At 36.8% G+C, this 24,473-nt stretch carries 23 protein-coding genes; 13 read left to right on the top strand and 10 right to left on the bottom strand.

Translation table 11 applies throughout. The annotated features are described in order from the left end of the window. The first annotated feature begins 35 nt into the window (after positions 1-35). The 12 genes from murD (at position 36) to AB1278_RS01440 (ending at position 13,874) form a co-directional block, all read left to right on the top strand. Complete coding sequence (gene murD / locus AB1278_RS01495) at positions 36-1,373, top strand: UDP-N-acetylmuramoyl-L-alanine--D-glutamate ligase (RefSeq protein WP_429811962.1); 1,338 nt, start codon at positions 36-38, stop codon at positions 1,371-1,373. A gap of 22 nt (positions 1,374-1,395) precedes the next feature. Beyond that, positions 1,396-2,634: an FtsW/RodA/SpoVE family cell cycle protein gene (locus tag AB1278_RS01490; RefSeq protein ID WP_202842300.1), complete on the top strand. Its 1,239-nt coding sequence runs from the start codon at positions 1,396-1,398 to the stop codon at positions 2,632-2,634. A gap of 1 nt (position 2,635) precedes the next feature. After that, entirely contained in the window at positions 2,636-3,730 is a 1,095-nt protein-coding gene (gene murG / locus AB1278_RS01485) for an undecaprenyldiphospho-muramoylpentapeptide beta-N-acetylglucosaminyltransferase (protein ID WP_346564673.1), read from the top strand. A gap of 106 nt (positions 3,731-3,836) precedes the next feature. Then, positions 3,837-4,130, top strand: coding sequence for a GIY-YIG nuclease family protein (locus AB1278_RS01480; protein WP_429811959.1), 294 nt, complete (start codon positions 3,837-3,839; stop codon positions 4,128-4,130). A 202-nt stretch (positions 4,131-4,332) separates the two neighbouring features. Further along, positions 4,333-5,691 (top strand): UDP-N-acetylmuramate--L-alanine ligase, encoded by a 1,359-nt coding sequence (gene murC, locus AB1278_RS01475; RefSeq protein WP_429811956.1) that lies wholly within the window; start codon positions 4,333-4,335, stop codon positions 5,689-5,691. 218 nt (positions 5,692-5,909) lie between these two features. Then, positions 5,910-6,287, top strand: coding sequence for a GxxExxY protein (locus AB1278_RS01470; protein ID WP_330744695.1), 378 nt, complete (start codon positions 5,910-5,912; stop codon positions 6,285-6,287). Positions 6,288-6,377: 90 nt separating this feature from the next. After that, positions 6,378-7,346 (top strand): cell division protein FtsQ/DivIB, encoded by a 969-nt coding sequence (locus AB1278_RS01465; protein ID WP_429811953.1) that lies wholly within the window; start codon positions 6,378-6,380, stop codon positions 7,344-7,346. Positions 7,347-7,425: 79 nt separating this feature from the next. Then, complete coding sequence (ftsA, locus tag AB1278_RS01460) at positions 7,426-8,811, top strand: cell division protein FtsA (RefSeq protein WP_120232264.1); 1,386 nt, start codon at positions 7,426-7,428, stop codon at positions 8,809-8,811. A 125-nt stretch (positions 8,812-8,936) separates the two neighbouring features. Further along, the gene (gene ftsZ, locus AB1278_RS01455; protein ID WP_429811950.1) at positions 8,937-10,850 is read left to right on the top strand and encodes a cell division protein FtsZ; all 1,914 of its coding nucleotides are present in this window, start codon (positions 8,937-8,939) and stop codon (positions 10,848-10,850) included. 91 nt (positions 10,851-10,941) lie between these two features. Beyond that, complete coding sequence (locus AB1278_RS01450) at positions 10,942-11,388, top strand: GatB/YqeY domain-containing protein (protein ID WP_062672649.1); 447 nt, start codon at positions 10,942-10,944, stop codon at positions 11,386-11,388. A gap of 455 nt (positions 11,389-11,843) precedes the next feature. Next, positions 11,844-12,254 (top strand): BrxA/BrxB family bacilliredoxin, encoded by a 411-nt coding sequence (locus AB1278_RS01445; protein WP_047099553.1) that lies wholly within the window; start codon positions 11,844-11,846, stop codon positions 12,252-12,254. Between the two features lie 105 nt (positions 12,255-12,359). After that, positions 12,360-13,874, top strand: a complete 1,515-nt coding sequence (locus tag AB1278_RS01440) for a GH3 auxin-responsive promoter family protein (RefSeq protein ID WP_429811947.1) — start codon at positions 12,360-12,362, stop codon at positions 13,872-13,874. A gap of 71 nt (positions 13,875-13,945) precedes the next feature. On the opposite strand, the gene AB1278_RS01435 is transcribed toward AB1278_RS01440, so the two are convergent. The 10 genes from AB1278_RS01435 to AB1278_RS01390 form a co-directional block, all read right to left on the bottom strand. Further along, entirely contained in the window at positions 13,946-14,356 is a 411-nt protein-coding gene (locus AB1278_RS01435) for a hypothetical protein (RefSeq protein WP_429811945.1), read from the bottom strand. A 28-nt stretch (positions 14,357-14,384) separates the two neighbouring features. Then, positions 14,385-14,747, bottom strand: coding sequence for a hypothetical protein (locus AB1278_RS01430; protein WP_202842284.1), 363 nt, complete (start codon positions 14,745-14,747; stop codon positions 14,385-14,387). A 4-nt stretch (positions 14,748-14,751) separates the two neighbouring features. Then, positions 14,752-15,723 carry an endonuclease/exonuclease/phosphatase family protein gene (locus tag AB1278_RS01425; RefSeq protein WP_202842283.1) on the bottom strand — a complete coding sequence of 324 codons (972 nt, stop codon included), beginning with the start codon at positions 15,721-15,723 and terminating at the stop codon, positions 14,752-14,754. 73 nt (positions 15,724-15,796) lie between these two features. Continuing rightward, on the bottom strand, positions 15,797-16,561 hold the full coding sequence (locus AB1278_RS01420) for an endonuclease/exonuclease/phosphatase family protein (protein ID WP_411414426.1): 765 nt from the start codon (positions 16,559-16,561) through the stop codon (positions 15,797-15,799). 234 nt (positions 16,562-16,795) lie between these two features. Further along, the gene (locus tag AB1278_RS01415) at positions 16,796-17,551 is read right to left on the bottom strand and encodes a rhomboid family intramembrane serine protease (protein WP_202842281.1); all 756 of its coding nucleotides are present in this window, start codon (positions 17,549-17,551) and stop codon (positions 16,796-16,798) included. 5 nt (positions 17,552-17,556) lie between these two features. Further along, entirely contained in the window at positions 17,557-19,353 is a 1,797-nt protein-coding gene (gene mutL, locus AB1278_RS01410; RefSeq protein WP_202842279.1) for a DNA mismatch repair endonuclease MutL, read from the bottom strand. Positions 19,354-19,668: 315 nt separating this feature from the next. Then, positions 19,669-20,496: a YoaK family protein gene (locus AB1278_RS01405; RefSeq protein ID WP_137904592.1), complete on the bottom strand. Its 828-nt coding sequence runs from the start codon at positions 20,494-20,496 to the stop codon at positions 19,669-19,671. A 29-nt stretch (positions 20,497-20,525) separates the two neighbouring features. Then, positions 20,526-21,020 carry a hypothetical protein gene (locus AB1278_RS01400; RefSeq protein ID WP_429811941.1) on the bottom strand — a complete coding sequence of 165 codons (495 nt, stop codon included), beginning with the start codon at positions 21,018-21,020 and terminating at the stop codon, positions 20,526-20,528. Between the two features lie 233 nt (positions 21,021-21,253). Beyond that, on the bottom strand, positions 21,254-22,666 hold the full coding sequence (locus AB1278_RS01395; RefSeq protein WP_429811938.1) for a sensor histidine kinase: 1,413 nt from the start codon (positions 22,664-22,666) through the stop codon (positions 21,254-21,256). A 3-nt stretch (positions 22,667-22,669) separates the two neighbouring features. Beyond that, the gene (locus AB1278_RS01390; protein ID WP_062673733.1) at positions 22,670-23,377 is read right to left on the bottom strand and encodes a response regulator transcription factor; all 708 of its coding nucleotides are present in this window, start codon (positions 23,375-23,377) and stop codon (positions 22,670-22,672) included. Positions 23,378-23,554: 177 nt separating this feature from the next. On the opposite strand from AB1278_RS01390, the gene AB1278_RS01385 reads away from it, so the two are divergent. After that, complete coding sequence (locus tag AB1278_RS01385) at positions 23,555-24,124, top strand: helix-turn-helix domain-containing protein (RefSeq protein WP_202842276.1); 570 nt, start codon at positions 23,555-23,557, stop codon at positions 24,122-24,124. Positions 24,125-24,473: the final 349 nt, after the last annotated feature.

Below are 24,473 nucleotides of genomic sequence, written 5' to 3'. Positions count from 1 at the left end.
AAAGCTTAAAGCCTATAGCATAAAGCTTTTATAATATGAAAATAGTTGTTTTAGGAGGTGGAGAAAGCGGATGCGGAGCTGCTTATCTGGCTAAAAAGAAAGGTCTGGAAGTATTTCTTTCAGATAAAGGAGCCATTAAGGATAACTATAAGCAGTTTCTTACCGAAAATGAAATTGAATTTGAAGAAGGAAACCACGATGAAGAAAGGATTTTAAATGCTGACTGGATCGTAAAAAGCCCGGGAATTCCGAAAAAGGCCGATATAATCAATAAAATTCATGAAAAAGGAATCAGACTTTCCTCTGAAATTGAATTTGCTTCTGAATTTACAGATGCCAAAATCATTGCCATTACCGGAAGCAACGGAAAAACAACCACAACTTCCCTGATCTACTATATCCTGAAAAATGACGGATTGAATGTAGGTTTAGGAGGAAACATCGGATACAGCTTTGCCAAGCAGGTGGCAGATGAAAACCATGAATATTATGTATTGGAAGTAAGCTCTTTCCAGCTGGATGATATTCAGAATTTCAGACCTTATATTTCTTTATTGTTGAATCTGTCTCAGGATCACCTGGATCAGTACAACTACAATTATGAAGAATATGCATTGGCCAAATTCCGAATCACAGAAAATCAGGAGAATGATAACTTCTTCATCTACAACAAGGATGATGAAATGAGTAAAAACCTTCTGGAAAAGCTTGAAATAAAGGCGAAAATGATTCCTTTCTCAACCAAAGAGAAATTAACGGAAGGAGGTTTTGTGAATGATGATGAAATTGTGGTTAAAATGAAAGACGAATTCGCAATGAAAGTTGATGAATTGTCTCTGCTGGGAAATCATAATGTAGCCAACAGTCTCGCAGCGTCTATTGCCGGTAAGATATTAAAAATCAACAATGAAAGCATCAGACATTCATTGATGACTTTCCAGGCCGTAGAGCACAGATTGGAGTTCGTTACTGAAATTGATAACGTAAAATACATTAACGACAGTAAAGCAACCAATGTAAATGCAACTTACTATGCCTTAGAAAGCATGAAAACGCCAACCGTATGGATTGTTGGTGGATTAGATAAAGGAAATGACTATACCGAAATTGAAGATTTAGTCAAAAGAAAAGTAAAGGCAATTGTTTGTCTTGGAATAGATAACAAGAAGATCATCGATTTCTTTAAAGATAAAAAAGAGCTTATTTATGATACTTCAAGCATGGAAGAAGCCGTGAGAATTTCAAAATCACTGGCAAAAAAAGGTGATACGGTCTTATTATCCCCATGCTGCGCAAGCTTTGACTTGTTCAAAAGCTATGAAGACAGAGGACGCCAGTTTAAAGAACAGGTATTAAATACCAATGGCCATTAGCCATTAGCCAATAGCATTAAATATGGACGAACAGAACACAGAAAACAGATTTGAATTTCTAAAGGGCGATAAAGTACTTTGGATGGTCATCCTTGTGATCTCCATTTTCTCTATTTTCCCGGTATACTCTGCAAGTTCAAATCTCGAATACATAGTCAATAACGGGACCACAACAGGCCACGTTATCAAACATATGTTCTTTGTAGTTCTGGGACTAGCCATTATGAGACTGGTAGGAACTATAAAATATGAATACATCGGAAAGCTCAGCAGTATTTTGCTCGGCCTGATGATTATTCTGTTGATTGTCACCATGTTTACCGGACAAACCATTGATGGAGCCAGTGCTTCCAGATGGCTGAAAATTCCGGGAACACCAATCTCTTTTCAGCCTTCATCATTTGCTTTTTTAATGCTGATCATCTATCTGTGCAGGTATCTGACCAAAAAGATCACCAGGGAAAGGCTTCCGATAGAGAATATCATGTATATTTTCGGGCCTATCCTGCTTGTTTTTGTATTGGTAGCCAAAGATAACGGTTCAACGGCATTAATGATTTTAATGGTTTCCGTAGTGGTTCTCATAATAGGACAGCTTCACTGGAAATACATTGCAGGATTTATCTCCGCATCATTTGTAGCCATTGTGTTCTTTTTATTGATTGCCTTAAATACCAATATGATCGGTGGAAACCGTGTTCACACATGGATGAGCCGTATTGAAACCTTTACATCAAGCAAAGCCAAAACAGCAGATGTAGATGATGAAAGTGTAAAAGCAAAAAATTATCAGGTAATGCAGGCCAAAGCAGCTATTGTACACGGCGGAATTACCGGAATGGGGCCAGGGAAAAGTGCATTGAAACAAATGCTTCCGCAATCTGCCTCCGACTTTATTTTCGCAGTGATTGTAGAAGAATATGGGGTGATTGGAGCCGCTTTTCTGATCAGTTTGTACCTGATTATGATGATCAGGATTGTGATGATCGCCAGTAAAATGCCGGCATTTTTCGGATCGTTGCTCGTGCTCAGTCTCGGGGTAATGATCTTCATTCAGCTTTCGGTAAATATTGCCGTTGCTGTAAACCTCATCCCGGTAACAGGACAGCCGCTGCCTTTAATTAGTTATGGAGGAACATCCATGCTGGTGACCTATTTACAGTTAGGTATTATTTTAAATATAAGCTCAAGAATTCAGATTTATGACGAAGAAGGAATGGGCAAAAAACAAAGTATAGCAGAAATAAACGATATCGCTTAAAATGGACAAAAAATTAAGAATATTATTATCCGGCGGAGGAACAGGAGGACATATCTTCCCTGCCATTGCCATTGCTGATGAGATCAGAAAAAGATTTCCTGATGCAGAATTTTTGTTCATTGGTGCCAACGGAAAAATGGAAATGGAAAAAGTTCCTCAGGCAGGCTATAAAATCGAAGGAATTGATATCGCAGGAATTGACAGGGGGAATCTTCTTTCCAATCTGGGACTTCCTTTCAAGATTCTGAAAAGTTTATCAAAATCTAAAAAGATTATCAAAAACTTCGCTCCGGACTTTGCTGTAGGAACAGGAGGATTTGCCAGCGGACCCGCGCTTTATGAAGCGAGTAAAATGGGAATTCCGATTTTTATTCAGGAACAGAATGCTCATGCAGGAGTTACCAATAAAATCTTAAGCAAGAAAGCGAAAGCCGTTTTCACAGCTTATCCTAAAGTAGAAGGTTTTCCAACGGAGAAAATAAAGTTTCTGGGAAATCCGATTCGTGAGAATATTGTTTCAGGAATGCAGGAAACCGCTCAGGCAAAAGAGAAAATGGGACTGGATAAAGATAAACTTACGATTCTTTCTGTAGGAGGTTCTTTGGGATCCAGAACATTGAATAATGCCTGGAAAGAAAATATTGAGAATCTGAAAGAAAAAGGATATCAATTAATTTGGCAAACAGGAAAGTTGGATTACAAAGAATTATCTTCCAGCCTCCAGCTTCCAGCTTCCATTCATTTGAAAGAATTTATCAAAGACATGGAACTGGCGTATTCAGCAGCTGATATCATTGTTTCCAGAGCCGGAGCTATTGCCATTTCAGAGTTGGCTGTAGCACAAAAGCCGGTGCTTTTGGTACCTTTCCCTTTTGCAGCGGAAGACCATCAAACCAAAAATGCCATAAACCTGGTTGAAAAAAATGCTGCCAGAATGGTAAAAGACTCTGAAATGCAGGAAAAATTCTGGAATACATTATCAGAAATCTGCGAAAATGAAAGGATAAGAAAAGAAATGTCCGACAATCTGAAATATTTTGCCAAGCCAAATGCTGCAAAAGAGATTGTAGACGAGATTTTTAACGTAATAAAATAGTTAGGAAAGGCTTCGACAAGCTCAGCCTGACATGAGTAAATAAAACAGTTAGTATTAGAGGTGTCACCCTGAGCTTGTCGAAGGGCCAGTAAGCAAACACAAATGAATGAAAATATATTATGTATACATTGTAAAATGTTCTGATAATTCTTATTATACAGGCTTTACCAACGATTTGGAAAGAAGAATTAATGAACATAATGGCGGATTAAATCCTGAAAGTTACACGTATACAAGAAAACCTGTAGAACTTGTTTTCTACCATGAATTTAATGATGTTACTCAAGCGATAAACTTTGAAAAACAAATTAAAGGCTGGAGTAGAAAAAAGAAGGAAGCAATAATAAATGATAACTGGGATTTATTGCCAATGTTATCAAAAAATAGGATGAAAGATTAGAAGGCTTCGACAAGCTCAGCCTGACACGAGTAAAATAAAACAGTTAGTATTAGAGCTGTCACCCTGAGCTTGTCGAAGGGTCACACAGCTAAAATATAATTTATTAAAGGGGCGTGGATGTTAGTTGATTAAAGCCTTATAATACAAAATATAGTAATACAACTCTGAACTTATTCAAGAGTGGTTAAAGATTAAAATATAAATGAACATTTTACAAACATATCAGACTTTTTACTTCGTCGGAATCGGAGGCATAGGAATGAGCGCATTGGCACGCTATTTCAATGCGTCCGGAAAAAAAGTATTGGGTTACGACAAAACCAATACAAAACTTACTCAGAATCTGATGAATGAAGGCATTGATATTGTTTTTGAAGATCTTATTGATGAAAGGATCACATCCCTTCAGAAAGAAGACACGTTGGTAATTTATACTCCGGCGATCAAAATGCTTGGAATATTGGATTATTTCAATCAAAATCAGTTTGAAGTTTTAAAACGTGCTAAAGTTTTAGGATTAATTACTGAAAATACTGACTGTATTGCCATTGCAGGAACTCATGGGAAGACTACCACGTCTACCCTTGTGGCTCATTTGTGTAAAGAAGCAGACCTTCCTTTCTCATGTTTTCTGGGAGGAATTTCTGAAAATTTTAAATCCAACTTCCTGTACAACGGTTCCACCTATTCCGTAGTAGAAGCAGATGAATATGACAGAAGCTTCCTGAACCTGTCTCCGGACTGGGCAGTGGTGACCTCTACAGATGCGGACCATCTTGATATTTACGGAGATAAGAGTCATATTGAAGAAGGTTTCAGACAGTTTGCTGCTTTAGTTCCTCAAGACAAACAACTTTTTGTAAGAAAAGGTCTGGAGATTGGCAGAGGACATCAGACTTATGCAGTCAATGAGCCCGCGGATTATTATTCAGACAACCTGCGTATGGAACATGATAAAATTTATTTTGACTTCCATACTCCAACTGAGACAATAAATGATTTTGTCTGGGAAATTCCGGGAATCCATAATGTGGAAAATGCCACTGCAGCACTGGCTATTCTGCATAATTTAGGCGCAGATTTTGATACGCTGAAAAAGGGCATTGCCAATTTTAAGGGAATTAAAAGAAGATATACCAAACATATTTATCAAAACGGTAAAATTTATATTGACGATTATGCTCACCATCCTACAGAAATCAACGCTGTAATGAGCTCAATCAGAACGTTTTATCCAGATAAAAAACTTCTGGTAACCTTCCAGCCTCACCTTTTCAGCAGAACAAGAGATTTCGCAGATGGATTTGCGGAAAGCTTAAGTAAGGCAGATGAACTCATTCTTCTTGATATTTATCCTGCAAGAGAGCTGCAGGAAAATTTTGAGGGAATTACTTCAAACTGGCTGCTGGAGAAAGTAACATTAGATAAAAAAGAGGTATCGGCTTTATCCGATGCTTTTGAAAAAATAAAAGAAAAAGATTTTGATATTCTCCTTACTGTAGGTGCGGGAAATATAGATACCCTGTATGACCCTATCTGTGAGTGGATTGAAAAAATTTGAGTATAAACGCAATGCTCGCGAAGAAAAATATAAAATCGTTCGCAAAGGCGTTTCACTCAGCAAATGAGAAAAATAACTGATTTATGTTAAAAAAATAATTTACTTATTAAAAATAAATTATTCAAATGATAGCCGTAGCTGAGTGAAACGCCCTCGCGAACGGAAAAATAAAAAGATTGCTTTGCGATCATAGCGTTAAAACAAAAAACACAAAATGTATGATAGAAAATGAAATTTCAGAGATTGTTTTCGATGCTGGAATGAAAATACATCGTACCCTTGGAATTGGACTTTATGAGAATGTATATGAAGAATGCTTAGTTTATGAACTGAAAAATAGAGGATTGAATGTAGAACGTCAAAAAAACATTGACATAAACTATGAGGAATTAAAAATTTTTAAGGCGTTCAGAGTAGATTTATTAATTGAAAACAAAGTAATAATTGAAATAAAAGCAGTTCAGGAAATTAATGATTATCATTTTTTTCAGCTTTTAAATTATTTAAGAATAACAAATATAAAACTAGGAATGATTTTGAATTTTCATTCAGTGTTATTCAAAAATGGAGTAAAACGAGTTGTAAATAAATTATAAAATTTAAACACTTGCTAAGTAAAACGCCCTTGCGAACTAAATAATAAAAACAAAGTAAACTCTTTGCGAGCGTTGCGTTAAAATAAAAATATGAAAAATAAATACAGAATATTAAAAATTGTTGTCACCGTAATTATCCTGGGATTGTTACTGAGCTTCTCATTGAGGAGATTCAGCCGTGAGCAGATTACGGACAATAAGATTTCTGTAAAAATGAGCGAGAAAACACCGGTGTATTTTGTGGATGAAAAAGACATCAGGGAGATTGTAAAAAAAGAAAACCCATCAGGGAAAGTAGGTGATCTTAATATTCCTGCTTTAGAAAAAAAGATCAATTCCTTACCGGCAGTAGACAGCGCCAATGTTTATCTGAACCTGAACGGAAAACTGAACCTGGATATCAAACAGAGAGTTCCGGTCTTCAGATTAAACAAAGACGGAAAAGACTTTTATGTGGACGAAAAAGGAATTGAATTCCCAATTTCAAGAACCTATTCACACCCTTGTATGCTGGTAACCGGAAACGTAAAGCCTGATGAATATGAGAAGCTGGCAGAACTGGTAGAAAAAATTGATAAAGATGATTTCAGTAAGAAGTACTTTATTGGAATCTCTAAAAGTAAAGACAGCTATAGCCTTCTGACAAGTGAAGGAAATTATAGAGTGGAAATTGGAGACCTTGATAATATTGATTTTAAAGTAAAAGGATTTAAAACGTTTGTGGAAAAATACCTTGTGTATCAGGATCCTCAGAAATACAGCATGGTTTCTGTAAAATATCAGAATCAGATTGTCACTACTTTAAACCCTTATTTTAAGGAAAATGACAGTATTTTAAAGGCAGGAAAGATGGAATTGGCAAAAGTTCCTTCCCCAACAGCCGCTAAAAAGACGGAAGCTAAACCCAAAATAGCAGAGGTAAAAAAGACCAGCTCCACCTCGGTAAAACCGAAAGAGATTACCAAACCGAAAGGACAAACAAAAGAAACCAAAAAAGCGGAGAAAAAGCCACCCGTCAAGGCGCAGTCCAAGCCTAAGGCAAAAGTAAAAATAGAATAAGTCCCTCAGGGCATTTAATACACAAATAGGAAACTATCCTTATAGATAAAAAAGTAGAAAAAAATCAAATCGATATAAAATGGAAAATCAAGAGTATTCAGTAGGTCTGGACATCGGGACAACGAAGATAGTCGCGATTGTCGGAAGAAGGAATGCACACGGGAAGATAGAAGTTCTCGGTGTTGGAAAAGCTAAGAGTCTTGGTGTTCATAAAGGTATTGTGAATAACATTTCACAAACCATTAATTCAATCAAGGCTGCAGTCTCCGAAGCACAATCCAGCGCCGGAGTTCCTATCCGCAAAGTTACGGTAGGTATTGCAGGAAAACACATCCGTTCTCTGCAGCACTCCGATTATATTATGCGTGAACATCCTGACAAATTTATTACAGACGACGACATCGAAGCATTAAAAGATCAGGTAAAAAAGCTGGTTATGCTTCCCGGAGAAGAAATTATCCACGTACTTCCTCAAGAATATAAAGTGGATTCCGAGGGGGAAATTCAGGAACCTGTCGGAATGCATGGAAAACGTTTAGAAGCCAACTTCCACGTCGTAGTAGGGCAAATGGGCAGCATCAGAAATATTGCAAGATGCGTTCGTGAAGCCGGATTAGAAATGGAAGCCCTTACTTTAGAACCATTGGCATCTTCTGAAGCTGTCCTTACAAAAGAAGAAAAAGAAGCCGGTGTAGCCATTGTTGACATTGGTGGTGGTACAACAGATATTGCAATCTTTAAAGATAATATCATCCGTCATACCTGTGTGATTCCGTACGGAGGCGGAATTATTACCGAAGATATCAAAGAAGGCTGTTCCATCATAGAAAAACATGCAGAACAACTGAAAGTAAAGTTTGGTTCGGCTGTTCCCGAATTAGAAAAAGACAGTACTTTTGTAACCATTCCCGGACTTCACGGAAGACCGGACAAAGAGATTTCTTTAAAAACTTTAGCGCAGATCATCAATGCAAGAGTAGAAGAAGTTTTGGAAATGGTGAATACAGAGCTGAAAGCTTACGGTGCTTTTGAACAAAAGAAAAAACTGATTGCCGGAATTGTTCTTACGGGTGGTGGTTCAAACCTGAAACACCTTCGTCAGCTGGCCAATTATACGACAGGTTTCGACAGCAGAATCGGTTTTGCGAATGAATATATCGCCAATGATAAAAATCAGTATCTGAAAGGCCCTGAATTTGCTACCTCTATCGGATTACTGATGGAAAGTTTAAAGATCAGAGACAAAAAACAGAATATTGACGAAGTTGTAGAAGTTGTTACAGAGCAACCCAAACCGGAAGTTACTGCAGCACAGGCAGAAACAGCTCAACCTGTTCAGCAGGCAGCCCCGGTTCAGGAGCAGCAGTCTTTCGAAAATGAAAAGCAAGAGAACAGAAAAGCGAAACTGACCTTCGGGCAGTCGCTTATGGAAAAAGTAAAAAAATTCTTTGAAGAAGTAGAGTAAATAAATATAAATGATAAAAGATTAATGATCAATGATACCTGAAATAGATTAATATTTATTAAATTAAAGACGAATATCATTCATCAATTATCATCTATCACTTATCAATTATTAAAAGTATAGTTATGGAAAATATAGGTACACAAGGATTTTCATTTGATTTACCAAAAGGAAATTCATCCATTATAAAAGTAATCGGTGTAGGGGGCGGTGGAAATAACGCTCTGAAGCACATGTACGAGAAAGGAATCCACGGAGTAGATTTCGTGATTTGTAATACGGATGCTCAGACTTTAGATAATAACCCGGTAGCCAATAAAGTTCAGTTGGGAACTTCTATCACAGAAGGTCTTGGAGCTGGTGCCGATCCTGAAGTAGGAGAAAAATCAGCCATCGAAAGTATTGAAGATATCAAAGCTGCTATGGGTCAAAACACCAAAATGGTGTTCATCACTGCCGGAATGGGTGGTGGTACAGGTACCGGAGCCGCTCCTGTCATTGCTAAAGTAGCGAAAGACATGGGAATTCTTACCGTAGGTATTGTTACGGTTCCTTTCAGCTTTGAAGGGAAAAGAAGACTGGAACAGGCAGAAAACGGTCTTGATAAATTAAGAAACAATGTTGACTCACTTATTGTCATCAACAATGATAAACTAAGACAGCAATTCGGAAACCTTGGATTCAAGCAGGGATTCTCAAAAGCCGATGAAGTGTTAACCAATGCTGCGAAAGGTATGGCAGAGGTTATTACCGGTTACTTTGATGTAAACATTGACTTTAGAGATGCTAAATCTGTACTTCAGAATTCAGGTACTGCATTGATGTCTACAGGAACAGCTTCAGGTGAAAATAAAGCTGAAGAAGCGGTAAGAAAAGCCCTTGATTCTCCATTATTGAATGATAACAAGATTACAGGTGCTAAAAACGTATTATTATTGATCAGAAGTGGTGCTGAGGAAGTGACCATGGATGAGATCGGTATTATCATGGACCACATTCAGAAAGAAGCTGGAAACACAGCGGATATCATTTTCGGGGTAGGTGCAGATGAAGAATTAGGAGATGCGGTAAGCGTTCTTGTGATCGCCACTGGATTCTCTAATGACAATAAAAAATTTGCAGGGCCTACAGAGAAAATCAGAATCAGTCTTAATGATAGTTTTGAAGCACCTAAAAATTCTCCTTTCAAAACAAGAGAAGAAAGAGAATCAGCTCCTGAAGCAACGCATGATTTTGGTGGGAAAAACCTTTTCAGACTTGATGACGAAGAACACGACACTCCGTTCAATGTGACGTCTACTGAAAAAAAAATGATTATTGAAGAAGAACAGCCAAGAACTGAAATAAAATTCTTTGATAAAGAGGAAGGTACGGTAAATACTCCGGAACAGAACTGGAGAAATGAGGAGGAAGGAGAAGAAGAATACAGCTTATTCTCTATTGATGAGGAGAGTGAAGATCCTAATGATCTTGAGATCCAGTCTTTCTCATTTGATTTTGAAAATAAAAAAGAAGAACCACAATCCGGAACTCCTTTTAACAACTCGTTTTCAAATGAAAAGCCTGTTGAATTCAGTTTCTTTGTAAATGAGCCTATCAGAAATGAACCTAATACGGATTTCGGACAGCCAAAAGCAGAGTTTAATACACCTACAAATGCCGCTGTAGCTGAACCAGCTCAAAAGATTGAAACTTTCTATCAGAAACAGGAAGAGCCAAAAGTTGAAACAAGACCATCTTTTGAAAACAAAACAGAAATTGAAACTCCAAAAACTGAAGAATCAGAATTCACTTTCGTGAATAAAACGATTGATCAGGACAGAGTTATTGAAAGAAGAAATAAATTAAAAGAATTCAACTCGCGCTACCAGAATTTTGACAGCACAAGTGAATTCGAATCTATTCCGGCTTTTAAAAGAAAAAATATTTCGATCGACGGAAACAATGCTTCAGACCAGAATATCAATACTTACCTGTCTGATAACAATGGATCCATGCAGATCAGAGAAAACAGATTTTTAAATAAAGATGTAGACTAAACGCTATAAGCTATACGCAGTAAGCTATAGGCTATTCTGGCCGAATCCAAAAGCTTACTGCTTATTGCATAAAGCATAAAGCATATAAAAAATGAGTTTAGAAAATACAATAAACGAAGCTATAAAAACAGCAATGAGAGCTAAAGACAAAGTGGCTTTGGATTCTCTGCGTGCTGTAAAATCTCAGATATTACTGCTTAAAACAGAGGCTATCGGTGCCGAAGTAACAGCAGAACAGGAAATTGCTATTCTTCAGAGAATGGTAAAACAACGTAAGGATTCTTACGACCAATTTACGGCACAGGGAAGAAATGACCTTGCAGAAGTCGAAGATGCTCAGATGAAAGTTATCGAGCAGTTTCTGCCAAAACAGCTTTCTGCTGAAGAATTGGAAACAGAAATTAAAAATATTATTTCTGAAACCGGAGCTGAATCCGTTAAAGATTTAGGGAAGGTAATGGGAGTTGCATCAAAAGCATTAGCCGGAAAATCAGACGGAAAAAGTATTTCCGAGATGGCTAAAAAGCTCCTTTCTTAATGCGATTAGTTTTGGGATTTTGAGTTGATCTCAATCCTGCAAAACTATGTCTCATTCCATAACTTAGGATATACAACCTTTGCATATCGATTTGATTAAGAAGCCCGGAACTCTTCAGTTCCGGGCTTCACTTTCTTTGGATATTAAAGTTTGTTAATCAGTTTTTAATTCTAAACTGAAAAAGAATTAAGCTACTACCATATTTCAGAGAGTATTTAAGTGGTTGATTGCTTGAGGGAAAGCTTTAAATGTTTTTTTCACGGTCGTTTGTTTTTCAGAATCATTTCAAATTTAATAATAATATTTCAACATTCCTATAGTTAATTCACGTTTTTTAGAATATTATTGCAATATTAATAGTCGGTTAATTTTATATGACTAATCAATTGATAGTTTTTATATATTGAACAAACGCAAAGAATTGCTTAACTTTGTAGGGATAAAAAACAAAATATATGTATCCAACAGATTTAGTAATGCCTATGAAGGCAGAGCTTACAGATAAAGGTTTTCAGGATTTAACAACTCCGGCTCAGGTAGAGGAAGCTTTGAAGCAGTCCGGAACCACATTATTGGTTATCAACTCTGTATGTGGTTGTGCGGCAGGTGCTGCAAGACCAGGAGTAGTATACTCTTTGACAGGAGATAAAAAGCCAGATCATTTAACGACTGTATTTGCAGGATTTGATACTGAAGCAGTAGTAGAAGCAAGAAAACACCTTGCTCCATTCCCTCCAAGTTCTCCATGTGTAGCGCTTTTCAAAGATGGTGAATTGGTTCACATGCTGGAAAGACATCACATTGAAGGGAACCCTGCAGGAGCTATCGCAGCAAACCTTCAGGCAGCATATGACGAATATTGCTAATAAGCAATCAACTAAATACCAAACCGTTACAAAATTTGTAACGGTTTTTTTATTTAATGCCGTAAAAAATTTTCTGAAAATTCAAATATCATTATATTTGTTGAAATGGCAACCAAAGCACTTTTCAATACCGTAGTTAACTGGTTTATCCGTCAAAGGATTGATCAGATACAGAATTTTATAGACCATCCGATTGAAACCCAGAAAGGTATACTCTTTTCTCAGCTGTTTCATGCGGAAGATACGGAATATGGTAAATTATACGGATTCAATTCTATCTCAAGTTATCAGGATTTTAAAAACAAAGTTCCTATTGTTACCTATGAAGAAATGGAACCTTTTATTGAAAAAGCAAGACAGGGACATAAAGACGTAAGCTGGCCGGGGCTTATTAAACATTTTGCCAAATCATCGGGTACCACCAATGCTAAAAGCAAATTCATTCCGATCTCTGCCGAAAGCCTTGAATACTGCCACATGAAAGCCGGAAAAGACATGGTTTCGATTTATGCCAACAACCATCCCGAAAACCAGCTTTTTAATTATAAAAACTTACGCTTAGGTGGAAGTTCCGAGCTTTATGCGGATTTTAATACAAAATTTGGAGATTTATCTGCGATCCTGATCGACAACCTTCCGTTTTGGGTAGAAATTACCACTACTCCCAGCAAGAAAGTTTCTTTGATGGGAGAATGGGAAAGTAAGCTTAAAGCAATTACATCCGAAGTAAAAAATGAAGACGTGGGAAGTATTCTTGGAGTACCAAGCTGGATGATGGTTCTTCTGCAAAGAGTATTAAAGGAAACCAATGTAGGAAGTATTTCGGAGCTGTGGCCTAATTTAGAGGTGTTTTTTCACGGTGGAATCAGCTTTAAGCCCTACAGGGAACAATTCAGACAGATCATCGGAAAAAACATCAATTACTACGAAATTTACAATGCTTCCGAAGGCTTCTTCGGTATCCAGGACAGATCAGACAGTGATGAGATGCTTTTAATGCTGGATTATGGGATATTTTATGAGTTTATTCCAATGGATCAGTTCCATTTTTCAAATCCTAAGGTCGTAAGCCTGGAAGATGTGGAATTAGGAAAAAATTATGCAATGGTGATCACGACCAATGGAGGACTCTGGAGATACCTGATTGGTGATACCGTTGTCTTTACCTCAATCAATCCGTTCAGAATAAAAATAACAGGAAGGACAAAGCACTATATCAATGCTTTTGGGGAAGAACTGATGATTACCAATGTAGAATCTGCTCTTGCAAAAGCCTGCGAAGCAACAGGAGCACAGATCACAGATTTCACGGGAGCACCGGTTTTCATGAAAGGAAACGAAGGAGGCGCTCATGAATGGATTTTTGAATTCAGCCAGCACCCGGATAATCTGGACCATTTTATTGATGCTTTTGACAAACACTTAAAGACCATCAATTCAGACTATGAAGCGAAAAGATACAACAATATGACTCTGAAAAGGCCGATTGTACATATCGCCAAAGAAAATCTGTTCTATCACTGGCTGGAAGCTAAAGGAAAGCTAGGCGGACAAAATAAGGTACCAAGACTAAGCAATGACAGAGAATATATTGATCCATTATTGGAAATGAATAAATAAGAGAGAAAGACTCCTAACTCTCAATTGCATATAAAAAAGCCGTAATTCTGTTGAACTACGGCTTTTATTATTTATTTGCTTAAATCTTCTTTTACTTTTTTCGCGGCTTCTTCTACTTTCGAAGCCCCTTTTTTGGCAGCCTCTTTTGCATCCTGCCCTACTTTGTTGGCCTCAGCTTTGATATCCTGACCCGCTTTATTAAGATCCTGTTTTGTCTTATCTGCAGTGGCATCAATCTTATCTTTTGCCTTCTGTGCGGCATCATCAATCTTATTACCCGCTTCATCTACCTTATCTTTCACATCTTCTTTAGCGTTGTTGATCTTTGCAGTATCCACAACGTTTGGTGTTTCTGTAGTGGTAGTGGTTGTAGTGGTAACTGATCCGTCAGGATTTTCTACCTGTTCTGTTTTTGTTGTTGATTTTGTACATGCTACCGTGAATACTGAGATCACCAGTGCAGCTAAAATTTGTTTTTTCATATTGTTTATTTTTTAATGGAATCTGGATTTATTCTGATTTAGTTTCCTGCGCAGCCGTCTTTTCTGCTGTTTTTAGTTTCTTTTCGGCTTCTGCTTTTTTCTTTTCTTCTTCCTGTTTTGCTTTATTTTCTTTTTCGAGCTCGGCTTTAATTTTATTTTCTTCGTCCTGAAGCTTTTTAGCCTGTTTTACAGAATCAATATACTGGGGAGAAGACATTCGTATTTTGCGTGCAATATCCACTGAAACGGCTCCTGTAGAAAAGGAATCGACAGCAGTAGTATCATAACTTATTTTAACTTCCTGCTCAGCCCCGAATCCCGGTGATTCTTTCTTCGAACAAGCAGTAAAAAGAATGATAAAAATAAAAATCGCAGCCAGTAAATTTTTCATGGAACTAATTTAATAGAAATTCCGCAATTACAGGATAGTGATCCGATAATTTCACAGACTGGTCTACTTTATAGCTTAGCGGAATGATTGATTTCGAACTGAAAATATAATCAATTCTCAAAGGCACTTTATAATCATGGAAACTGCTGGCACTGCCCTTTCCGGCAACCAGGAATGCGTCCTGAAGGTCTTTTCCAAGGTTATAATACTCATATGAATTGGGAACAGAATTAAAATCTCCGGCCAGAATAACAGGATAAGGAGATAAATCTATCATTTTTCTGATTCTTTTTACCTGGTCTTCATGTGCCTGAAATGTAGGAGTCATATGAGAAAGTAGCGTTGATACATTTCCCAAACCTAGTTTATCAAGTTTCGTAAACATAGATTTATGAAGTCTGAAGGGTTCAAGATACACATTAATAATTCGGATTACTTTTCCATTAATGTCTATATCAGCATAAAATGAATTTCCACGTGCTTTCTCGTCAATAAGCTCTGCTTGTCTTACAATTTTATGCTTGGTTTTAAGAATAACCGACGGGTATTTTATAAGATCACGCTGTATAACACGGTTTGTATCTTTTTCCTGTACAAGAATAATATCTGCATCCTGTGCCTTGATATAATCTTTTACTTTATCCCAGCCATATTCTCCATATTTCACATTAAAAGTCAATACCTTAATATCACGGATTGTTTTTAAATTTTCTGTTTTTGGGGAAAAGTTGATCCATCGTCTGATCGGATTATAGAAAATAAATGTACCTAATACAAAAGCAATGGCTATTTTTTCTTTTTTGAAGATCCAGATCAGCGTTAGAATTACATGTGCCAGTATCAGATAAGGAAAACCAAGAGACAGAAGATTCAGGTTGCCTAAAATGTTTGGTGGAATCCATGCATTCCCCAATGTGCATAACAGCAAAACAGCAACAACGATATGTATAAATAGTAATATCTGGTTCGACTTCATGAAAAAACGGTCTTGGTACGATTTTCTTTCAACAAAAATCCTACCAAGCAGACAATTTTAACTCTTTTTATGATTATTTATTCTCCGTAGAAAATGTTACTGCGACAGGATAATGATCTGAAATACTTACAGAACGGTCAATTTCGTAAGATATTGCCTTTAATGACTTTGAAGAAAAAATATAGTCGATCCTGATGGGGAATTTATAATCGTGAAAACTGGTTGCACTTCCTTTTCCTGCAGTCAGAAATGCATCGTCAAGCCCATCAGATAAATGATAATATTCGTAAGAATTGGGAACAGAATTGAAATCACCTGTAAGGATAACAGGGTAAGGCGAATTGTCAATTACTTCACGAATAAGCGCTACCTGATCCTGATGTTTTTTAAAGGTAGGAATGAGTCTCTTAACAACATCTTTTATTTTTTGTTCGTCGTTATCGGTATCTCCGTTAAGTTTCACCATCTCTTTTTGAAAGCGAAATGGATTGAGATAGACATCAATGAACCTGTAGGTTTTGCCTTTAATTTCTATATCAGCCAGCACACCGGGAATTCTTACCTCTTCATCTTGAGGATCAATAATCTGCTGTTTAATGATTTTATGCCTGGTCAGAATTGTTAAGCCGCCTCCGGGATTTGCTTTCTGATAACCATCAAACTGATATTTAATACCCGCGTCCTCCTGTAAAAGAATAACATCAGCATCCTGAGATTTCAGGTACGGTCCTACCTCTTTGTTTCCTATTCTGCCAGCCCTTGTATTAAAAGAAATCACTTTTATTTCAGCGTTTCCTTTCTGATCAGAATAGTTAACCCATCTTTTTACAGGATTCATAAATGCCAAACCCGCCAACATAAATACAAAAGCCCTTTTTTTCCAGCTTAATACCCAGAATATGGTCAGGATCATATATAAAATCATGAGAACCGGGAATCCTAATGACAGCAGATTAAACCATGGAAAAATCTTTGGCGGTACGTAAGCGTTCAGTAAAGTACCCAGCAGCAGAAACAAAATTCCCAGATGGATAATAAATACTATGAGTCGGAAAATCTTCACAATGTTACTTTAGTTGAATCTGTATAAATGCTTTTTCCATATCCTTGCCAAAAGCCATCCAACCAAAGCTCCTCCTACGTGAGCAAGGTGGGCAATGCCTCCTCCGTTTCCTGATACTCCAAGATATATTGAAATTACAACAATAATTGGTAAAAGATATTTTACTTTAATCGGAACAGGAATAAACATAATTCCGATTTTAGCATCGGGATATAATGTGGCAAAAGCTGCTACTACTCCGAAAATAGCGCCGGAAGCACCCATCATACGAGATATAAGCAGGTTATAATATTGACTGGATAATTCCTGTCCTTCAACTGTTGTAGCACTGATCTTCAGACTTCCCACATAATCAAGTGCGGCTTTTGGATAAATTTCGGCCGCGCTAAGTCCCATATCTTGTAAACCAGAAATAATTTGCTGAGCTTCTACAAAATTCCAAAGATTGAATAAGAAAAACGAGCCTAGTCCACTTGCGAAATATAGTATCAGATATTTTTTATCTCCCAATGTTTGCTCCAGAATAGGTCCAAAGCTAAATAATGTAAACATATTAAATAAAATATGCATTATACCCCCAGGCTCTCTAAATGGAGCGTGCATAAACATATGGGTAATAACCTGCCAGGATTTAAAATTGGGAGAGAATGGATAAAACCCAGAAAGTGTATCGTATAAATTCGGAAGCATAAAATTAGCAACCAAATAAACAATAATGTTGATAATAATAATGTTCCTTGTAATGGGTGGTATATTGTTAAACATATTTTTTAAAATTTGTTTTTAAAGTCATTAAACGGAACTTCATAGAAGCATCTTTTGCCATCCGGTAAAAATTCCGGGAAGCCTAATGCTGTAAAGTCTTTGATCAGTTGTTCCGCATCTTTTTTATAAATAAAGTCAAATCTGGATTTCGACTGCATTTTATTCCATTGGTTATGGTAATACTGCATGAATTCTTCTTCCGTCTTGTAATCCAGGATCTCAAAAAGGTTCTCCAGGAATTTCATGGCCTGGGTTTCTTTCAGCCCTTCCGGAAGTGAATCTATTCGAAGTACACTTTCATGAGCAATTTTCATGTCAAACCCTAATTCCGGGAGATATTTTTTGATCGAATTGTATTTTGTCTTTTCGATTTCATTCATATGATACTCCAGAGAGAAAAGAAGAGCATGGCTGTTTGTGCTTGATTTTCTGGTGGATTTGTTTCCTTCAGAAACCAACAGTCTGTGCATTCTTCCCAGATCCAGCATTAAAGTGACATCTCCTTTGTTAAAAAGCCAGTATCCATTGGGAAGCCTCATCAGATCTTCATCAAAATCCTCATCTTCGAACAGGTTAATCTTTGAAGGCTCTGCTGTAATATTCTGATGGTACATTTCCGTAAGGTTCTGAATTTCCTCCGGATGTACTACATTTTTCTCTTCCAGAAACGGATTATAGTCTTTATCTACAATGATTTCAGGCATTTTGAAAACACCTCCGCCGGATCCTCCTCCATTTCCTTTGCTCGGAATAGGTTTATTCATCATTTCATCCAGTTCGGGATCTCTGTCGAAATCCAGGCTTGGAGAAACATTGTAAATCCCTAAAGATCTCTTAATGGTTGAACGAAGCAAAGCAAAAATAAGATGCTCATCTTCAAATTTCACTTCAGTTTTCTGTGGATGGATGTTAACATCTATTTTCTCCGGATCAAGTTCCAGAAAAAGGAAAAAGGATGGCACATATCCAGGCTGAAGCAGGCCTTCAAAAGCTTCCTGTACTGCTTTATTGAAGTATGCACTTCTGAAGTATCTTCCATTAACAAAAAGGAACTGCTCGCCTCTTGCTTTCTTGGCCCCTTCAGGTTTAGCAACAAAACCATGAAGTTTACACCAGATAATGTCTTCTTTAATAGGAATCAGAAGCGGCTGAAGCTTTCTTCCGAAAACATCCACAATACGTTGCATCTGGCTTCCTTTTCTCAGTCTGAAAACAGCTTCATCATCATGAAAAAGGGAAAACTCCAGATTCTCATGAGCCAGTGCAACACGCTGAAATTCATCAATTACGTGTCTGAATTCAATATTATTATTTTTCAAAAATTTCCTTCTTGCAGGAACATTGTAGAAAAGATTTTTTACTAAAAAATTTGATCCGTCTGCTGTCTGAACCGGATCCTGAAACTGGAAAACCCCTCCTTCGATATAGATATTGGTTCCAATGGAAGTATCCTTCTGTTTTGTTCTGAGCTCCACCTGGGAAACTGCTGCTATAGAAGCCAGCGCTTCACCACGAAATCCTTTGGTGGCTATCTTAAAGATATCTTCAGTTCCTTTGATTTTTGAGGTAGCATGCCTTTCAAACGCCATACGGGCATCTGTTTCAGACATTCCTTTTCCGTCATCCACCACCTGGATAAGGTTTTTCCCGGCATCTCTGATGATCAGTTCAATTTTCGTTGCATCTGCATCAATAGCATTTTCCAAAAGTTCTTTCACGATGGATGCAGGCCTCTGCACCACCTCTCCTGCTGCAATTTGGTTGGCTACATGATCCGGTAAAAGCTGAATAATATCTGACATAAAAACGTAAATCAACTTACAAAAATAGTCAATGAAAACGGGAATTAAAATACTAAAATCGTGATTTAATATTTAATTATCAACATTTTTGCCTATTTATCCCCAACCGGTTTTTTTAATGTTTGTAATGAAGGGCGTTAGCAAGTTTATTGCTCCAATCCGGAAATCTTTATTTCAACAATCGTTAAAAACAGGACAAAAACAAGTCATTTTTACATAATTAAATTAATTTTTAAGAAAAATGCCCCTATTCTATGATAAAATAAGGGCACTTACAGCTAGTTTATACAAAAAATTAATAGTGTGTTTTATATTTTAATCCTCAAAGACAAGCTTTCTTTTCTTTTCTCTTTTAGGAATTCCATGGATTTTATCATACAGATAAGCAAAGAGATTAGGTTTTTTATAAATCCTGCTGTATCTGTATTTTGTGTTGAAATGACGAATATGAATTTTATAAGCATCATATCCGATGACAATCAGAAGACATATGCTGATCACATAGAATACTCTGAATTCCAGATAGTAATATGTTAACCCCGAGAATACGGCGCCCATTACATAAGCAAGCATAATACTCATGAGAAGTTTTGCCCTGCCAATCAGCTCCCCGTTTTTTCTGTATTTTTTCTGGGTAAACATGGATACCAGAATTCCCAGGTCGGTAGTGGTTCCGGTAAGATGGGTCGTTTTCACAGAGAAGTTGGAAATACTTGCGGTAAGACCGTTCTGAAGTCCGGTGGCAAAAAGCATCAAAGCCACTAAATATTCTGTTTCTTCCAATGTTTTCTGGTAATAAAACTGTCCGTATATTCCTACAAACAGAAGACATATGATTTCCAGCACAATCGGCATGGCATGGGCGAAATATTTACTTTTCTTATTAAAATTGATAACAATAAAGTTGGACAGGAAGCTTCCGAAGAAGAACAAAAAGATCCATCCGCCTACAACTCCTACCTGTGTCCAGTTTCCTTTACTGATTTCTGCCGCTAAAATAGCGTAATGTCCTGTTACGTTTGACGTAAAAGAGAGGAATATCAACAGGGAAGCAATGTTTATAGTACCTGCCGTGAAGGCAGTCAGCGTTCCCAACCTGATGTTGTCTCCCAATGTCCTGCTGTTACTATAATTTCTTAACATTTTTTATTTTTTTAAATTGTGTTTAATTTTCAGACTTCTACAAAAATCTCTGCCAGCCTTCCTCTTTCCGGAAGTTTTTCTCTTACTTCGACCGTAATTTCATGAGATTTCAGTTCTTTGCATTTCCTGATATAAGGAATCAGATCAAATTTTCCGTTTCCTCTGCTTTTGATGGATGGAGAATAATAAGCTTCCTCAATGTTTTCCGCCTTTACATATTGGTTGAATGTTCTCTGGAAACTTCCTGTGAAAATGTCGCAGATGATTTTATTGACCAGATGAGGATATTTATTGCTGATAATTCCCAAAGCATCACAGAATTCTACAGGTCTTATTTTATTGAATACCGATGTTTTGGTACTGAACAAAAGATCTCTGATAGAATCTCCGGAATCATACCCGGAAGTCAGAAAAATGTTATATTGGTTATGATCTTCTGCTGCTTCTTTCTCTTTAAGTACTTTTTTCAATATATTCAATGACTCAAGAGAGTAATCTGTTGCAATTAAAATTGTTTTAGTCATGTTCTTATTATTTTGTATTGTGTTTATCTTTTTTGATGATACAAAACTAGAACGACCATATTAGAAGATCTTTGGAATGGAATTAAAATGTGATTAAAGAGATTAAAATGAGATTAGAAAATTGTTAAGAGGACTTAATATTGACAAAAACAAAAATCTAAAAACGGAAATAACAGTTTGCTTTTCAGAACAAAAAAATTAAAGTTGGTAGGAAAATGATAGAATAGAGATTCTTACTTCTTTATCTCTTCGCCTTTCTGCATGCTATAGAAATTCGGGAATTTCATCTGTACCGTTGTTCCCTGGTTTTCGTGAGAGCTTACAATCAGTTCACCGTGGTGCATTCTGACGATATTCCTTGCCAGTGGAAGCCCAATCCCGTAGCCTTCATAATTATTGGTATTGGAAGCTCTGAAAAACGGATCGTAGATTTTATTCATTTCCACTTCAGGAATTCCGATCCCATTATCTTTTATAATGATGTAGACATCTGTATTGGTGGCGCCAAGAGAGACTTTAACCTGCTGAAAATTAGAATATTTACAGCCATTACTGATGATATTGGCCACTGCAAGATGCAGTAGCTGCTCATTCCCCTGAACTTTTAATTTCTTAGGATTATCGGGAAGCATGCTGATATCAAGATAGATATTGTTTCGGGAATCAATTCGCCTTAAGGTTTCAATAACGTCCCAAAGAAGCTGATCAATTCTCACCTTATCCATTTTCTGGATTTTCCCGTCGAATCCGGTTTGGGCAATCATTAAGAGTGCTTTAATCTTTTTATCCAGCTTTTCAGCTTCATCCAGAATGATTCCGAGGGTTTCTTTGTATTCATCAGCCGTTCTGCTGATAGAAAGCGCAACATCGGCTTCTCCCATGATGGATGTAAGAGGCGTCCTCAATTCGTGGGAAACATTGCCAATCAGGTGGTTCTGGGTTTCAAAAGACGTTTCAATGCGGTTGAGCATATCATTAAAGGTATCTACCAACTCATTAAGCTCTTTATTATCAGGATGTGATTCCAATCTTAAGTGAAGGTTTTCAGAACTGATTTCTTTTACTTTTCCTGTAATTTTTAAGATCGGCCTGAATAAGGTTTTGGACAGATAAAAAGAAAAAATCATACTGAAAAACAGAGACAGTACAATACAGGTAAGCAGTGTTCTCTTTAAAAAGCCCAGATAATAAACAACATAATGGTTTTTGGCAGAAGCGATGGCAATATAATCTTTATCATCATATCTGAAACTTTGTCCTATATAATAGAATTCTTCATCATTATAATTGGATTCTCCTTCTCTGATAATATTTTTAAAGAAATAATCGGGGATATGAACTTCCTGAGATATTTTTTTGAAATTGGAATCGGCAGGAACCGCAAAAACATAGTCTCTTTCCATCGGAAGTTCCTCATCATTCAGGTTGCTGAGAATATAGTTTTCAGGAAGGTCGAGATGATCTTTACTTTTTTCGATCTGAACAATGGTCGCTGTCCTTATCTTCAGCAGCTCATAAAACCTCTGATGTGAAAAATTAACAATAGAAAAGTACACCAAACCACTGAACAGCAAAATGATGGCGGTAAAAACCAACATCAAAAGCACCATCGTTTTGGTTTGATTTGTAATGACTCTGTTAAACATTCATTATGTCTTTTTCAACACATAACCCATTCCTATAACGGTATGAATCAGCTTATTATCATCCTGGCTGTCCAGTTTTTTCCTTAAATAATTAACATAAACATCTACCACGTTGGTTCCCAGTTCATAGTTTACGCCCCAGACCGCATCCAGAATTTCTGCTCTTGAAATTACTTTTTCCGGATTATTCAGAAAGTACAGCAGCAGTTTATATTCTGTGGAAGTAAGAGAAATCTCTTCTCCGGCTCGGGTTACTTTCTTGGTATAATCATTCACCATCAGATCCGAAAACTGGAATACATGTTCATTATCCGGCTCCGGTTCAGCAATTTCCTGCGGACCGTTGTTATTGCTTCTTCTTAGCAGGGATTTTACCCGCGCAACCAACTCAATGAATTTGAAAGGTTTCACCAGATAATCATCTCCACCGCTTTCCAGGCCGAGAACAATATTTTCAGAAGTTCCCAAAGCAGTCAGAAATAAAATAGGAACGCTCTGATTGGTTTTTCTTATTTCTTTGCACACATCCAGACCGTTCATTTCCGGAAGCATAATGTCTAAAATTACCAGATCAAAATCGTTAGCCTGCACCAGCTGAACTCCTGTACGGCCGTCAAAAGCTACAGAAATTTCATATCCATTTTCCTGAAGTCCCTTTTTAATAAAGGACACCACACTGGTTTCGTCTTCGATAAGAATAATTTTTTTCATAGATGAAATAAGGAGTTTTACAAAAATAGGGAAATTTTCCTGGGAGAAAAAGCGAGGAATATCAGAGAGTCAAGTAGCAAATAATAATTTTCAATGAATTGATTCCCTCCTGTACCTAAACTCTATAGAATAATATTACCTTTGTTTGAATATAATTCAGGTTAAATTACACACAGTATGAATGACTTTTTAATAGGTATCGGCAAGAGATTAAAGGATATTAGAAAAAAGAATAATTTAACCATTAATGAGCTGGCCTTCAAAGCGAATGTGAGCAACGGACTTGTTTCCAGAATTGAAAACGGAAGAACGATTCCTTCACTACCTGTGTTATTGGATCTGATTCAGTCGCTGGAGATTGATGCCAGTTATTTTTTTGAAGGAGTTGAAAAAAAGTCCAATGCCAAATTCATTTATGTCCCGAAGGAGAGCCAGCAAATTATAGAAAAAGAAGTGGAAGCTGAGGGGTTTAAATATATGCACATCTTCAGCAAGAGCCTTCATTCTTTAGGTTTTGAGGCCGTTCTGCTGACGCTTGAACCTAATTCTAAAAGGGAAAAGGTCATTACGGATGCCTGGGAATTTAAATATATTCTGAAAGGAGAAGTGAAATATGTGATTGATAATGAAGAAGTCATCTTAAAAGAAGGAGATTCTTTGTATTTCAACGGAAAGTTTCCTCACGTTCCGGTAAGCATCAGCAATGAAAGCTGTGTAATGCTTGTTCTTTATTTTTATACGGCTTAACTATTCATTTTTTTAACGCAAAGCTTTTACTATTTTTCTTTTGTCATTCTGACGAAGGAAGAATCTCTTATTTGCATTCAATAACGCGAGATTCTTCATTACATTTCATTTCATTTAGAATAACAATTGTAGTGTAGATTCCTTATAAATACACATATAATAATCAAGCTTCTTCAACGACAACGTCGTAACCTTTGCACACTTATAATTTAGCATTATAATTATTAAACTTTGCATTTACATCATATCTCAATTTTTACATTATTCTTCAATTTTTGACTTTACAGCACACACAAAAGTTTACAAATATGCAACTTCTGGTTTTCGTCATTCTTCCAAGATGAACGAA

This window comes from Chryseobacterium sp. NRRL B-14798 (genome assembly GCF_050470705.1).
In the GTDB taxonomy this organism is placed as follows: Bacteria; Bacteroidota; Bacteroidia; order Flavobacteriales; family Weeksellaceae; genus Chryseobacterium; species Chryseobacterium cupriresistens.
Note: the sequence above shows the minus strand (reverse complement) of the source record. Positions and strands in the feature narration are given on the sequence as shown.

Coding starts and splice junctions, on each gene's coding strand:
- murD (WP_429811962.1), top strand. CDS start 36: ATGAAAATAGTTGTTTTAGGAGGTGGAGAAAGCGGATGCGGAGCTGCT.
- AB1278_RS01490 (WP_202842300.1), top strand. CDS start 1,396: ATGGACGAACAGAACACAGAAAACAGATTTGAATTTCTAAAGGGCGAT.
- murG (WP_346564673.1), top strand. CDS start 2,636: ATGGACAAAAAATTAAGAATATTATTATCCGGCGGAGGAACAGGAGGA.
- AB1278_RS01480 (WP_429811959.1), top strand. CDS start 3,837: ATGAAAATATATTATGTATACATTGTAAAATGTTCTGATAATTCTTAT.
- murC (WP_429811956.1), top strand. CDS start 4,333: ATGAACATTTTACAAACATATCAGACTTTTTACTTCGTCGGAATCGGA.
- AB1278_RS01470 (WP_330744695.1), top strand. CDS start 5,910: ATGATAGAAAATGAAATTTCAGAGATTGTTTTCGATGCTGGAATGAAA.
- AB1278_RS01465 (WP_429811953.1), top strand. CDS start 6,378: ATGAAAAATAAATACAGAATATTAAAAATTGTTGTCACCGTAATTATC.
- ftsA (WP_120232264.1), top strand. CDS start 7,426: ATGGAAAATCAAGAGTATTCAGTAGGTCTGGACATCGGGACAACGAAG.
- ftsZ (WP_429811950.1), top strand. CDS start 8,937: ATGGAAAATATAGGTACACAAGGATTTTCATTTGATTTACCAAAAGGA.
- AB1278_RS01450 (WP_062672649.1), top strand. CDS start 10,942: ATGAGTTTAGAAAATACAATAAACGAAGCTATAAAAACAGCAATGAGA.
- AB1278_RS01445 (WP_047099553.1), top strand. CDS start 11,844: ATGTATCCAACAGATTTAGTAATGCCTATGAAGGCAGAGCTTACAGAT.
- AB1278_RS01440 (WP_429811947.1), top strand. CDS start 12,360: ATGGCAACCAAAGCACTTTTCAATACCGTAGTTAACTGGTTTATCCGT.
- AB1278_RS01435 (WP_429811945.1), bottom strand. CDS start 14,356: ATGAAAAAACAAATTTTAGCTGCACTGGTGATCTCAGTATTCACGGTA.
- AB1278_RS01430 (WP_202842284.1), bottom strand. CDS start 14,747: ATGAAAAATTTACTGGCTGCGATTTTTATTTTTATCATTCTTTTTACT.
- AB1278_RS01425 (WP_202842283.1), bottom strand. CDS start 15,723: ATGAAGTCGAACCAGATATTACTATTTATACATATCGTTGTTGCTGTT.
- AB1278_RS01420 (WP_411414426.1), bottom strand. CDS start 16,561: ATGAATCCTGTAAAAAGATGGGTTAACTATTCTGATCAGAAAGGAAAC.
- AB1278_RS01415 (WP_202842281.1), bottom strand. CDS start 17,551: ATGTTTAACAATATACCACCCATTACAAGGAACATTATTATTATCAAC.
- mutL (WP_202842279.1), bottom strand. CDS start 19,353: ATGTCAGATATTATTCAGCTTTTACCGGATCATGTAGCCAACCAAATT.
- AB1278_RS01405 (WP_137904592.1), bottom strand. CDS start 20,496: ATGTTAAGAAATTATAGTAACAGCAGGACATTGGGAGACAACATCAGG.
- AB1278_RS01400 (WP_429811941.1), bottom strand. CDS start 21,020: ATGACTAAAACAATTTTAATTGCAACAGATTACTCTCTTGAGTCATTG.
- AB1278_RS01395 (WP_429811938.1), bottom strand. CDS start 22,666: ATGTTTAACAGAGTCATTACAAATCAAACCAAAACGATGGTGCTTTTG.
- AB1278_RS01390 (WP_062673733.1), bottom strand. CDS start 23,377: ATGAAAAAAATTATTCTTATCGAAGACGAAACCAGTGTGGTGTCCTTT.
- AB1278_RS01385 (WP_202842276.1), top strand. CDS start 23,555: ATGAATGACTTTTTAATAGGTATCGGCAAGAGATTAAAGGATATTAGA.